The sequence below is a fragment of the Fibrobacter sp. UWB3 genome, from assembly GCF_002210405.1.
GTDB lineage: Bacteria > Fibrobacterota > Fibrobacteria > Fibrobacterales > Fibrobacteraceae > Fibrobacter.
Window position 1 is genome coordinate 134,428 of record NZ_MWQJ01000008.1, and the last position, 13,447, is coordinate 147,874.

A 13,447-nucleotide genomic window follows, 5' to 3' on the forward strand; every position below is an offset into this window, starting at 1 on the left:
GATTAGAGAGCTGCGAGGAACTTGCGAGCCTTATCAGCGAATGCGCGATTGTCGCCGTAGACCACAAGGAGACGTTCGGCAGTAGCCTTAGCCTTGTCGCTTGCACCGAGCTGCTGGTACACGAGAGTGAGCTTCCACATGGCGTCTGCAACCATCGGGACCTCGTCAGCCGGTTCGTCCTTCTGGTAGCGGTCTTCCTTGTCGCCAGTGCGCTTGCCGAATTCTGCAATGTACTTTTCGAGGAAGTTTGCAGCAGCGGAGAAGTCGCCCTTTTCCATCTTCACAGCGGCAAGACCATGCATGGCAGCCGAACGGACGAGAGCTACAGAACCAGCGTTATCAAGAGCGTTCTGGAAAAGGAGGGCAGCACCATCGAAGTCCTTTTTTTCGTACTTGATATTAGCAGCGAGGAGAGAAGCCTTGGCAAGAGCAAGGCCTTCGAGCTTGCCAGAAGCAATCTTGTTTTCGAATTCAACAAGAGCGCTATCCTTTTCATTTGCATAGAGATAAGTAAGGCCCACACCGATGAGTTCGCTCTGTTCGGCAGCGGCAACCTTGCGAGCTTCCTTATACTGGACAATGCCAGCAATGAGAGCAAAGATAACGACGAATGCCACAGCGATCTTCGTACCGTGCTGGACAAAGAAGGCTTTAAGTTCGGAATTATTGTTATTAGATTCGTTAGCCATATGTTAAGCTTCCATGTTTAAAATTTTCTCGTAGACCAATCATAGAAAAAAAAATAAAGGTTGTCAGTAAATCTTGACAAGAAATCATTGTTTTACTATATTTGTCCCCGTTCGCCGCTCTAGCTCAGCTGGTAGAGCAGCTGATTCGTAATCAGCAGGTCGGCAGTTCAAATCTGCTGGGCGGCTCGAAAGACTCCTCGGACACAAGTCCGGGGAGTTTTTTTGTAAGATTTTCAGCAAAAACGTACGACTTGCGAAACGCGCCCTAAATAACTAAATTTGGCACTCTATGAATCCGAATGGCGCAATTATTGTACAAAGTAACCTCGAAATTATGGTCGAGGTCGATAATCCAAACTACACTACCGCACGTGATGCAATCGCTCCTTTTACAGAGCTTGTCAAAAGCCCAGAGCACCTGCACACTTACAAGATTTCTCATTTGAGCTTGTGGAACGCTGCCGCAACAGGCCTCCGCGCTCCCGAAGTTCTCGAAAGACTCGAAAGCCAGAGCCGCTACCCCATTCCGCCGACGGTCGTCACGGAAATCGAAGACTACATGGCTCGTTACGGCTTACTTCGTCTCAAAAAAGAAGACGGACGCTTGACGATGGAATCTGATGATAAATTAATGTTCCTTGAAATTTGCAAGCTCAAGGACGTTGAACCTTTTATTATCGAGCACATTGACGACACGCACGTCGTTGTTGACCCGGAACGCCGTGGTCACTTGAAGATGGTCCTTACCAACGCAGGTTTCCCGGTCGAAGACTTGGCCGGTTATACCGTTGGCGACCCGCTCCCCATCCAGCTCCGCGAAACAACCGTTTCCGGCAAGCCGTTCAAGCTCCGCGATTACCAGAAGGATGCCGCACAGGTGTTCTACGCCAGCGGTAGCGAAAAAGGCGGTTCCGGCGTGATCGTTCTCCCCTGCGGTTCCGGTAAGACTGTGATTGGCCTTGCCACCATGGCTTTGGTACAAACTAAGACATTAATTTTGACACCGAACATCTCGTCTTCGCGCCAGTGGATCCGCGAAATCTGCGACAAGACGAACCTTACGCTTGACCAGGTCAAGGAATACTCCGGCGAAGTGAAAGAAATCGGCCCGGTGACGGTTGCCACCTACCAGATCTTGACGCAACGCAAGCGCGCCAAGAAGGGTGACGAAAACAAGGAAGTCAAGGAACCGGAAATGACCGAAGAAGAGGTCAAGAAGGAACTTGCAAACTTCCCGCTTTTCAGCCAGGAAAAGTGGGGCCTCATGATTTACGACGAAGTCCACTTGCTCCCGGCTCCGGTGTTCCGCCTGAGTACCGAAATGCAGGCAACTCGCCGCCTGGGCCTTACGGCAACGCTCGTCCGTGAAGACCACAAGGAAACCGAAGTTTTCAGTTTGATCGGACCAAAAAAGTTCGACATTCCATGGCGCATCTTGGAAGCACAAGGCTGGATTGCAACTGCCGACTGTAACGAAATCCGCATCCCGATGGATCCGGAACTAAAAATGAAGTATGCGCTTGCCCCCGTGCGCGACAAGATTACGCTCGCGAGCACGAACCCCGAAAAGACGGACATCGTCGAACGCTTGCTCAAGTACTTCAGCAAGCCGGATGACCGCGTGCTTATCATCGGCCAGTACATCGACCAGCTCGAAGCGCTCTCCGAAGACTTGCAGATTCCGCTGATCACCGGCAAGACTCCGAACAAGGAACGCGAAAAGCTCTACGGAGCCTTCCGTTCGGGCGCGCAGAAGAATCTCATGGTTTCGAAGGTCGGTAACTTCGCTATCGACTTGCCAGATGCAAACGTGCTCATCCAGATTTCGGGTACGTTCGGAAGCCGCCAGGAAGAAGCCCAGCGCCTCGGCCGCGTGTTGCGCCCCAAGAGCGACGGCGGCGCCGCCCACTTCTACAGCATCGTGACACAGGACTCCAAGGAACAGGAATTCGCCATGAACCGCCAGCTGTTCCTCACGGAACAGGGCTATGCCTATAAAATCATCAAGCGTGGCGACTGGGATATTCTCATGAGGACGCCCGAGGAACTCGCCGCACGCAGCTAATAAGGATTACATTACGGAAAACAGCCCTGCCAAAGCAGGGCTATTTTTTTTACGAATAAACACGCCAAAAAAAAATCCAGCCCTTTGGACTGGATTATGGGAAAAGTATAGGATTAAAGATTACCTGGAAAGGCGGCTCTGCTGAAGAGCCTCCAACCGAGCCTTCGCCTCGGCAATTTTTTCTTCGGAAAGACCCATATCACGCAAAACAGTCACAGTGTCGTTTTTATTTTCTAACCGTTCCCGTTCGCGACCTCTAGCCTCGCCCTTGGCTTCTGCTTTGAGCCAAATCTCGGCTTCGATAGCTTCATCAGCGTGTTTATCGAACATGTGTTCCTCCAGGGCTTTTAGCAGTTCAGGTTTTATGCGACTTACGCGCAAACGGTTGAGGGCGTCCCTAAAGATCGGGTCCTTCGATTCGGGAACTTCAAGCGGACCTTGCGACAAGAGTTTCAGCCAGTAGTCCTCGCGTGAACTGATGTTCTTGCGTATCCTCTTAAAGCTCGGCAAGTCAACTACAATATACCTATTTTTACTGAAAACGGGAAGAGCCTTATGCGTCGCATCGCTATGGCGAACTTCATCCTCGCTATAGACCGCCCAGGTGTCCTTGAAAATATCATCTGACTTGAGAATCGAGAAATTACAAAGCCAAATGGAAATCATTTCAGGTAGTTCATAGAAATGAACCTTGCGCTGTTTTTCGTCCATCGCCTTAAAATACGCCGAGCGGTTGTATTCGTACTTGCCTCGCAATGTCTGGTAGGAATTGTAGAGTTGCAGGCGGTCAAGAAAGAACGGATGATTTCTATTCTGCATTTGACGCTTTCAGCGTCAGCGACTTCGCCTCAGTAATAAATACAAACAAGTTTGTATTTGCAACATTCGGCTCGTACGCTACTCAATGTTGAAATAGCGATTGTCCTTGGTGGTTACCCACACATCAAGGCGCGCGGAGTCGTCTTCCGGCATGAAAACGTCAATGGGCTTTTCGAACTCATAATCAAGATCGACGATTTCATGGTCGCTGTCGAACCCAAGCAAACAATTCAGCATGTCGCGGATGGTATCCTTGTCATCCATCAGCACACGGAACGTTTCGCTGTAATACGGAAGCAGGAACTGTTCGCCCTGCGCATTTGTGACGATATAGTAGGCGTTCTTTTCTGAAGTCGTGTTTTCGGTCATTTGTTTTCCTTTAGGGGGATGTTTGTAATATGGCCCCCATTACATTAACACGCTTTTGACGCCTACGGCGTCCGCGGCTGCATTCGGTCATAGAAAAATGCAAGCATTTTTCTGCGACTCTCATTTTGCACGCTTTTTTGCCGGATTTGTCCTACGTTTTCGACGTAAATTTTTACATACTAATGTACGCATCAAGATTTGACTGGATGCCACGAATTAACTGGATTCTTCGCTACGCTCAGAATGACGAATGGCACAATTTGACTGGATGCTTCGGCGTTGCCTCAGCATGACGAGAGTGCTGAAACATCCCCGCACGCTTTCAAAACAAAAAAGGCTCCGCCGTGGCGGAGTCTTTTCACTTAACGAGCATTCCCAAAGCTATGCGCCCGGGCCGTTCCATCCGGACGGATCGCTGCCAAACGGGTCGCTGCTCTGAAGGAGGCTTCCCTCGGTCTTGAGGAGGATTTCCTTCATTTCAGGTTTCTGGTATTCTTTTTTCTGTTCTTTTGCGTTTTGCATAAAACTCATTCCTTTTTACTTTTTAACTCTCTTGCCGTAGTAGGCGCCACGGGCGCTCGGCGTGCCACGGACTGCGCGGCCCTTCAGGTCAAACTTGCGCACGCTTGTGCCTGTCGTGAACTCGCCTGTGCGTGTATTGAAGTGGCCAATGACCGTCGTGTATCCGTCTTCTCCGACAATGACCACCTTCATGCTTTCCGGGAGATCGTCAATGGAAGACTTTGCACCAAGAACGTAATCGCCGTAGGCACGTGCCATCTTAGGAGCGCCGCAGGTTCTGTTCGTGTTGATGAGGTAGGCGCGCAACGGACGGAGGCTTGCACCGGCCGTGAACTTCACGAAATCACCTTCAGAAACTTCGTCGTTGGAGCCACCGGCAAAGCCGTAGACCCTGCACAAGTCTTCGTCTCCTTCCTGCCAGGACTTGTAAGCATACGTTCCGCGGAATTCCCAGCCATCGTTCTGGGCGTCAGACTTGGTCACGGCAGCTTCGGTCGGCAGCAAAGTCACGCCGCCGTCAATGCCGAGCTTTGCACCGGTCATCTTCACCATGTACGGCGTGTTGGCCTTCAGATCCACATGGGAGGCAGAAGCTTCCCACACGACCTTCATGCCTACAGCCATTTCGCCCTGTTCCTTGACAATGCGGGCAAACGAAAGCACGGAATCCACGCCGCTTAACTTGCTCGTATTCACGTCGAACGGGAGAACGATTGTCGAATAGCCCTGCGTCGAGAAGTCGCGGCTAAATTCAACACTTGCAACTTCCAGCGGTTCCGTAATAACGATTCCATCACTTTCGCCGTATTCGCCGTCGATTTCGGCACGCTTGCCGTTTTCGTCTTCGAGGACCTGCACGGCAGCGTAATGCGTTGCCTTCGGTTCCACGTTCAAGGCTCCCGCGACAAACGAAATCTCGTAGTTGCTGGCGGTCAGGCCGCTAGGCGTAATCGTATATTTGCCGACCTTGTCGAGCTTCTTGTAGTCGTAGCTATACGTGAGCTTACCACCCAAAACCGACTCATTTTCTTCGCCGATAAAGCCACTGTATTCCACGCCGTCATTTGCAGGTTCATCGCCGTAGGCGATTGTCTTGTCCTTGGCGGTGATTGTAAGCGGAGCCTTCGCGATTGTAAATGTCTTTTTAATTTCGCCGTAATAGATTCCGACGCCCTGGACAGACAAAGTAGCCGTACCGGCATTCAAGTTTTCCTTGCAAACGACCTTGTAATCCTCGCCTTTGACAAGTGGATCGACACCCGCAGGCATAGTCACATCAGCCATCGGGCAAATGGAATCACCGGTGTAAATTTGGTCGGGAATATCGGCAATGACCATATTGTCGGGGAACGGCTTTGCAGGCTCAAGTTTCTTGCCTTTAATAGCGGAAAGTTGCTCGCCAGTGAGCGGGCCGCTATACACGTTGTCTTTATCGTCCTTGAACGACTTGCCCTCGACGATGGAGACATGTTTTTCATTGTCACCAAGAGAGTAGCTGCTTGCATAGATGAAGTCGGTGCTGTTCGTCCAGCCAAGGGTGATATTTCCTTTATAACCGTAGATGCCGGAGCCGTCGCCAGTGGCCTCGACCGTGCCGCCGTTTATCGTGACTCCGTTATAACCGTAGATGCCGTAGCTTGAGCCCGTGGCCGTGACACTGCCGCCGATTATCGTTATATCGCCAGATTTGCTGTAGATGCCGCCGATACCGTTTGTGCCAGTGGCCGTGACGCTGCCGCCAATTATCGTTATATCGCCAGAATTGCTGTAGATGCCGTTAGCGCTTGTACTTGTGTCCGTGACCGTGCCGCCGATTATCGTTATATCGCCAGATTTGCTGTAGATGCCGCTGCTAGTGGCTGTGACTTTCAAAGTTCCGCTTTGATCGCTTTGCCCGTTCTGCCCGTAAATGGTCAGATTTTTATCAGCCTGGATTCCGTAGGTTTCACTTTCAATCACCATCTCCGCACCGTCCGCAAGGATGAGATGAGCGTCATCCTCAAACTTGACTTGGCTTGCGTATTTCACTTCGCCCTGCACCACGTACCAGCCGCCGGGGAGGTTATCCACTTTTATGCCATTAGTGAGCAAGATGTAATTCTTGGTTTCATTTGTTCCGCCGTTTTCGTCGATGTATTCGACAGGCGTATTCTCATTCCAATGTGCGTAGGCGATCGTGTTCCCCGTGACTGCCTTGGTAAAGTCGAATTCCGAACCGCCTTCGGGTGCGGCAAACCATCCCTCAAACGTGAAACCGCTGCGAATCGGGTCGTTGGGCTTTTTGACGTGAGCAACGCCGTTTTCGTCGAAAGAAGTCAAAAGCATTATGGGGTCGTCGCCGTTCTGAGCATCGAACGTCACTACGTAGCAAGGCTCAAGTCTATTGCCTTCAATAGCGGAAAGTTGCTCGCCAGTGAGCGTGCCGCTATATACGATGCCTTTCTCGTCCTTGAACGACTTGCCCTCGGCGATTTGGACGGAGCCTTTATTGCTGTAGTAGTAGTAGCTACTGACCTTGATGAAGTCGGTGCTGTTCGTCCAGCCAAGGGTGATGTTTCCTTTATCGTTGTAGATGCCGTCGTAGTTGGCAGTGGCCGTGACGCTGCCGCCGCTTATCGTGACTCCGCCGTTATAACTGTAGATGCCGTAGAGGCCAGTGGCCGTGACGATGCCGCCGTTTATCGTGACTCCGTTATAACCGGAGATGCCGACACCGATTGTACTAGTGGCCGTGACCTTGCCGCCGTTTATCGTGACTCCGTTATAACCGGAGATGCAGTCGCTTGAGCTAGTGGCCGTGACCTTGCCGCCGTTTATCGTGATTTTTCCTTTGCTGCTGCAGATGCCGGAACAGTTTGTGCCTGTGGCCGTGACCTTGCCGCCGTTTATCGTGATGTTTCCTTTGCTGCTGTAGATGCCGGAACGGATTGTGCCTGTGGCCGTAGCGTTCAAAATTCCGCGTTGCTCGTTCTGTCCATAAATTGTCAGGTTATTCGATGCATAGATTCCATGTTCCAATTCACCTTCAGTTTCAATCACCATCTCCGCACCATCCGCAAGGATGAGATGAGCGTCACCGCTAAACTTGACTTGGTTCGTGTATTCCACCTTGCCCTGCACCACGTACCAGCCGCCTCCGAGGTTGCTCACGTCGGTTAAGGAGGTAAGCACGGTGTAATCCGTAACACTCTTCGGCGCGCCATTTTCGTCGATGTATTCGACAAGTGCATTCTCCTTCCACTTGGCGTAGGCTGTCGTATTGCCGGTGATTGCAGCGGAGAAGTCGAATTCAGTGTTGCCGTCTGTGGCGGTAAACCAACCCTCAAACGTGAAACAGCTGCGAATCGGGTCGTTGGGCTTTTTGACGTAAGCAACGCCGTTTTCGTCGAAAGTAGTCAAAAGCATTATGGGGTCGTCGCCGTTCTGAGCATCGAACGTCACTGCGTAGCAAGACTCAAGTCTATTGCCCTTAATAGCGGAAAGTTGCTCGCCAGTGAGCGTGCCGCTATATACGATGCCTTTCTCGTCCTTGAACGACTTGCCCTCGGCGATGGATACACCATTTTTGCCGTAGTAGCTGCTAGCCTTGATGGAATCGGTGCTGTTCGTCCAGCCAAGGGTGATGTTCCCAATGCTGCTATGGATGCCGTAGAAGCCAATGCCAGTGGCCGTGACCGTGCCGCCGCTTATCGTGACTCCTTTAGAACCGTCGATGCCGTATTTTCCGACGGCCTCGACGCTGCCGCCGCTTATCGTGACTCCGTTATAACCGTAGATGCCGGAACCGTTTGTACTTGTGGCCGTAACCGTGCCGCCGCTTATCGTGACTCCTTTATCACCGTAGATGCCGTAGCCGTTTGTGCCAGAGGCCTCGACCGTGCCGCCGATTATCGTGACTGTTCCCTTGCCGTAGATGCCGGAACCGATTTTGCCATTTGCGGTGGCGTTCAAAATTCCACCTTGTCCGCTCTGCCCGTAGATGGTCAGGTTATTCGATGCATAGATTCCATATTTACTTTCAGTTTCAATCTCCATCTCCGCACCGTCCGCGAGGATGAGATGAGCTTCACCGCCAAAATTGACTTGGTTCGAGTATTTCACCTTGCCCTGTACCACGTACCAGCCGCCTCCGAGGTTGCTCACGTCGGTTAAGGAGGTAAGCACGGTGTATTCGCCAGGCTTGCGAATTTGCTCCTTGCCATTTTCATCGATGTAGGGGATGCTCCACTTGGCGTAGGCGGCCGTGTTCTCCGTGACTGCCTTGGTAAAGTCGAATTCTGTGTTGCCGTCTGTGGCGGTAAACCAACCATCAAACGTGAAACCGCTGCGAATCGGGTCGTTGGGCTTTTTGACGTAAGCAACGCCGTTTTCATCGAAAGTAGTCAAAAGCATTATGGGGTCGTCGCCGTTCTGAGCATCGAACGTCACTGCGTAGCAAGGCTCAAGTTTCTTGCCTTTAATAGCGGAAAGTTGCTCGCCAGTGAGCGTGCCGCTATATACGATGTCTTTCTCGTCCTTGAACGACTTGCCCTCGGCGATGGAGACTGAGCCTTTTTCGCAGTAGTAGCTGCTTGCATAGATGAAGTCGGTGCTGTTCGTCCAGCCAAGGGTGATGTTTCCGTCATAGCTGTAGATGCCGTCGTCGCCAGTGGCCGTGACCTTGCCGCCGCTTATCGTGATATTGCCAAAAACGCTGTAGATGCCGACACCGTTTTCGCCAGTGGCCGTGACGCTGCCGCCACTTATCGTGACTCCGTCATAACCGTAGATGCCGTAGTTTGAGCCAGTGGCCGTGACGCTGCCGCCGCTTATCGTGACTCCGTTAGAACCGTAGATGCCGGAGCTAGAGCCAGTGACCGTGACCTTGCCGCCGCTTATCGTTATATCGCCATAACGGCTGTAGATGCCGTTACCGCTTGAGCCATTTGCGGTGGCGTTCAAAATTCCGCTTTGCCCGTTCTGCCCGTAGATGGTCAGATTTTTCGATGCATAGATTCCATATTCACCTTCAGTTTCAATCTCCATCTTCGCACCGTCCGCGAGGATGAGATGAGCTTCACCGCTAAACTTGACTTGGCTCGCGTATTTCACCTCGCCTTCAACCACGTACCAGCCGCCGGGGAGGTCATCTTCTACATATATGTCATTAGTGAGCAAAATGTAATTCTTGGTTTCATTTGTTCCGCCGTTTTCGTCGATGTATTCGACAGGCGTATTCTCATTCCAATGTGCGTAGGCAGTCGTGTTCTCAGTGACTTTGACCGTGAAGTCGAATTCCGAGCCGCCTTCGGGTGAGGTGAACCAGCCGACGAATGCGTAGCCACTATGGAACGGGTGCTTTGACGGGGCTGAGACATGGCCTTCTCCGTCAACGGCGATTTCAGCAAAAACATCCGAAGCTCCGCTGAAGTTATCGACAAAAGATACGCTTACACCTTCAAATGGTTCGAGTTTTTGACCTTTGAAGTCGGAAACTTGACCTTTGGTGAGCGTGCCTCTATACACGTAGCCTTTTTCGTCCTTGAACGACTTGCCCTCGGCGATGGAGACATGTTTTTCATAGTCTCTAAGAAAGTAGCCGTTTGCATAGATGTAGTCGGTGCTGTTCGTCCAGCCAAGGGTGATATTGCCAGAATAGCTGGAGATGCCGTAGTTAGAGCCAGTGGCAGTGACCTTGCCGCCGATTATCGTGATATCGCCAGAATAGCTGGAGATGCCGTAGTTAGAGTTAGAGCCAGTGGCAGTGACCTTGCCGCCGATTATCGAGACTCCTTTATCACCGTAGATGCCGGGATAGTTTGTGCCAGTGGCCGTGACGCTGCCGCCGCTTATCGTGATTCTTCCATTACTGCTGTTGATACCGGAACAGAACGAACCTTTTGCGGTGACGTTCAAAATTCCACCTTGTCCGCTCTGCCCGTAGATGGTCAAGTTATTCAAAGCGTTGATTACAAACCTCCTACTTTTACTTTCAATCACCATCTCCGCACCGTCCGCGAGGATGAGATGAGCGTCACCGCCAAAATTGACTTGGTTCGAGTATTTCACCTTGCCCTGCACCACGTACCAGCCGCCGGGGAGTTCGATGACTCCATCTTTATTGGGTTTATTATCCTCTGTGAGGACGGTGTAATCGCCTGGCTTGCGGATTTGCTCCTTGCCATTTTCGTCGATGTAGGGGATGCCAATTTCCACCGTCAAGTCTTCTTGCCCCACGATAACGCTGTTGCCCTCAATACGTTCTCCATTGACAAAATACACTACACTGCCGGAACCAGAGAAACCGAAGGTGACCGTTTCGCCGGACTTGTAGTAATTGACACCGCTGATAGTCGCAAAAGCGTCGCTGATGGTAAGATTTTCAGGAACACTCACGGTATAGGCATCGACAGTCAGCACCACGGTGATGTAGTTGAAGAACTTGTTTTCTGGAACATCAACGCGAATGGAGGTTGAGTTTGGGGCGATGTTAGAGGAAGACGCTTTCTCGTTAGCATCTTCCTTGAACGTCACACTTTTTAAGTAAAAGCCCTCTTTGCCCACCGACACCGTGAAAAACGTTTCTTTTTCGGTCCTGAAGGCTGTCGTGGATGTCGATTTGTTTTTTTCGTTTTTGTCGGTCTTGTCCAATTCTTGATTGGGCGTGAAAGTGATGCCATAACCATCGTTCATGGTGTGCCCTTCGTTCGCAGGCCAAAGAGTTTTAAAGCCATGATCCCAGGAAGCGACTTCTTCGCCTGTTGCGGCATTATAGATATGCGCCACAGGCTTTAAATTAGTGCTTTGGACTTCGATTCTGTAAGTCAAGGTGACATCCACTGCCCACGCGGTCGAAACAGCCGCAGCAAGGAGGAAAATTGCTAAAAATGCGAATATTTTGATGTTTTTCATAGGGTAAAGCATCCCATTTTATGTTAACTCGCGTCAAATTTAAAAAAGAGGTAAAAAAAATAAATAGCCCAAATGGGCTATTTTTAGGGTTATTCTGCTGCTCCTGCTCACGGGCTATTTTTAAAGTCACTGGAATTTTCTCCCTTTGACCGTCAGCACGACGTGACAGGGCGTTTCCTTACTTCACGGCAATTCTTGCGGTACGAACTATGCTGTTGCTTTCGACTCGCACCAGATAATTGCCTCGGTTCAAATGAGCGAGGCTAATGCTCTTTGTGCCATTCACAGGTTCCGCAAACGTTTCGATCAGATGACCGGTCAAGTCGAACACTTGCACACGCACCATCGAAGATGTGGGCTCAGCAACCGTCAGCGCATTGTTTGCATAGCCAAACTTCACGCTGTTCATTGCCACCGTCACGATCTTAATGGTCTTTTCGCTAGAGCTGGACTGCTTTACAGAACTGCTACTGGATCCTTCGCTAGAGCTCAGGATGACATTCGAGCTGCTGGACTTTGCAGAGCTAGACGAAGACTTCGCGGAACTTGAAGATGTCGCCTCCGAGCTCGAAGATGCAACGACATTTATCTTGCCCGTTACAGTCTTTGTTTCTCCATAATAATCCGTCAAGTCGAACGAATAAGCATATTCGTGAGCACCCGATTTAGAATCTACAATTCCATAAATCTTAACTTGCTTCTTTTCTTTATCTGGTTCCATCTTCAAGTTAGCAGGCAATTTTCCATGAATATCTTTCACATGGTTGTACTGATAAACTATCGGAACAATCTCTTGGCCAGCAACAACCGTTTGATTATCGCTACCTTCAATAACATCGAACGACATAACCCCAGCTGCTACATTAATCGTCGCCTTGGCACTCGCATTGTTGTCGACTGTAAGCACAACTTCATGCGGACCCTTAGCACTTTCTTCAACCAGCCCAGTAATAGTCACCGTATTACCATCTTTTTTAAGCACGTAACCACCCGGGAAATTCGTAAGCTCAAGATTAGAGCCATGTTCTACCTTGAAAACAATCGGCTCGATAGAATCGCCGGCAGTCAGCGACTGCGTTTCATTTTCAATGACATATACCTTCGTCTCTACAGACTTACGAATCACATCAACGTTTGCAAAAGCGGTATCATTGTTATTTTCACCAATTGCAATAATTCTTATCGTGTATAATCCATTCAAATTCTCATCGACAGTTCCACTGCACGTGAGCTTATTTCCTTCTACACTATACGCAAACGATCCTTTTAACGATCCTTCGAACTTAAATGAAGATAAACTTTCATCGACATGAACATTTGCAAACTCGAACACGACAGGCTCAATCTCATTGCCCGCCAGGACTTCCTGTCTTGCTTTTTCACTAACAAGCTTTATTGATGTGCGAGCCTTGCCACTTTCCACAACAATCGTTCCCGACAGGCTCTTTTCATCGCCTTGGTCGTTCTTAACAGTGACTTTGTATTCATAATCACCAGACATTACATCGCTATTTACAGAGCCGACAATCATGATTTTATGTTTTTTTTCATCAATATTCTTTACAAGTCCAGACGGGAGTCCACTCACGCTATAACTTGTTATTCCCTCGTAATCGAAAACGATAGATGTAATAGACTTACCCGCAGTGACTTCCTGATTCACGTCACCGCTACTTTCATTCCATTTTAAAGACAACGTTTCTTCTTTTTCCAGCACAGTGAACTTGAACTCAGTCTTGGCGAACTTGCCTTCGTCGTCTTGGACTAAAATATAAGCCTTGACCGTTTGGGTAATAAGATCCCTGTCAATCTTCCCAGAAATTTCACAAACAGAGCCAGTCCATTTTTCCGTCAAGCCAATCTCAGAAATGTTACCCGATTGATGTTTGTTTTCATCCATACCGTGATACCAAATCTTAATCGAAGCAATTTCATCACCCGCATTCACGGTCTGAGTAAATTTGCCTTCCCCCGCCAGAATTTCTTGCGTAATCTTTTCCGAAGCCTCATACGTTTCAGCGGCATTTGCTACCGCAAAGAACAAGGCAAAAGCCAACGCCATGAATTTTTTCATACAGCCCTCCATTTTTCG

Annotated in this window: 7 protein-coding genes and 1 tRNA gene; 2 read left to right on the forward strand and 6 right to left on the reverse strand. The window is 49.9% G+C overall.

The window, feature by feature from the left end:
- Nucleotides 1-2: 2 nt before the first annotated feature.
- Nucleotides 3-689: a tetratricopeptide repeat protein gene (locus B7991_RS10355; RefSeq protein ID WP_088630759.1), complete on the reverse strand. Its 687-nt coding sequence runs from the start codon at nucleotides 687-689 to the stop codon at nucleotides 3-5.
- Between the two features lie 113 nt (nucleotides 690-802).
- Between B7991_RS10355 and B7991_RS10360 the strand changes: the two genes are divergently transcribed.
- Nucleotides 803-875, forward strand: a tRNA-Thr gene (locus B7991_RS10360).
- A 103-nt stretch (nucleotides 876-978) separates the two neighbouring features.
- A complete protein-coding gene (locus tag B7991_RS10365) occupies nucleotides 979-2,754 on the forward strand; it encodes a DNA repair helicase XPB (RefSeq protein ID WP_088630760.1) in 1,776 nt (591 codons plus the stop codon).
- Nucleotides 2,755-2,874: 120 nt separating this feature from the next.
- Here B7991_RS10365 and B7991_RS10370 read toward each other — a convergent pair whose 3' ends face one another.
- The 5 genes from B7991_RS10370 to B7991_RS10380 form a co-directional block, all read right to left on the reverse strand.
- A complete protein-coding gene (locus B7991_RS10370; protein ID WP_254917936.1) occupies nucleotides 2,875-3,573 on the reverse strand; it encodes a hypothetical protein in 699 nt (232 codons plus the stop codon).
- A gap of 78 nt (nucleotides 3,574-3,651) precedes the next feature.
- The gene (locus tag B7991_RS15155; protein ID WP_254917937.1) at nucleotides 3,652-3,942 is read right to left on the reverse strand and encodes a hypothetical protein; all 291 of its coding nucleotides are present in this window, start codon (nucleotides 3,940-3,942) and stop codon (nucleotides 3,652-3,654) included.
- 381 nt (nucleotides 3,943-4,323) lie between these two features.
- A complete protein-coding gene (locus tag B7991_RS14860; RefSeq protein WP_159462279.1) occupies nucleotides 4,324-4,464 on the reverse strand; it encodes a hypothetical protein in 141 nt (46 codons plus the stop codon).
- Nucleotides 4,465-4,479: 15 nt separating this feature from the next.
- The gene (locus tag B7991_RS15200; protein ID WP_176421797.1) at nucleotides 4,480-11,355 is read right to left on the reverse strand and encodes an InlB B-repeat-containing protein; all 6,876 of its coding nucleotides are present in this window, start codon (nucleotides 11,353-11,355) and stop codon (nucleotides 4,480-4,482) included.
- 178 nt (nucleotides 11,356-11,533) lie between these two features.
- Nucleotides 11,534-13,429, reverse strand: a complete 1,896-nt coding sequence (locus B7991_RS10380) for a T9SS type A sorting domain-containing protein (RefSeq protein WP_254917938.1) — start codon at nucleotides 13,427-13,429, stop codon at nucleotides 11,534-11,536.
- Between the last annotated feature and the right edge of the window lie 18 nt (nucleotides 13,430-13,447).

Excerpts from the sequence above, each read along its gene's own strand:
- B7991_RS15155 (WP_254917937.1), bottom strand. The coding sequence starts at position 3,942 with ATGACCGAAAACACGACTTCAGAAAAGAACGCCTACTATATCGTCACA.
- B7991_RS10380 (WP_254917938.1), bottom strand. The coding sequence starts at position 13,429 with ATGAAAAAATTCATGGCGTTGGCTTTTGCCTTGTTCTTTGCGGTAGCA.
- B7991_RS15200 (WP_176421797.1), bottom strand. The coding sequence starts at position 11,355 with ATGAAAAACATCAAAATATTCGCATTTTTAGCAATTTTCCTCCTTGCT.
- B7991_RS10355 (WP_088630759.1), bottom strand. The coding sequence starts at position 689 with ATGGCTAACGAATCTAATAACAATAATTCCGAACTTAAAGCCTTCTTT.
- B7991_RS10365 (WP_088630760.1), top strand. The coding sequence starts at position 979 with ATGAATCCGAATGGCGCAATTATTGTACAAAGTAACCTCGAAATTATG.
- B7991_RS10370 (WP_254917936.1), bottom strand. The coding sequence starts at position 3,573 with ATGCAGAATAGAAATCATCCGTTCTTTCTTGACCGCCTGCAACTCTAC.
- B7991_RS14860 (WP_159462279.1), bottom strand. The coding sequence starts at position 4,464 with ATGCAAAACGCAAAAGAACAGAAAAAAGAATACCAGAAACCTGAAATG.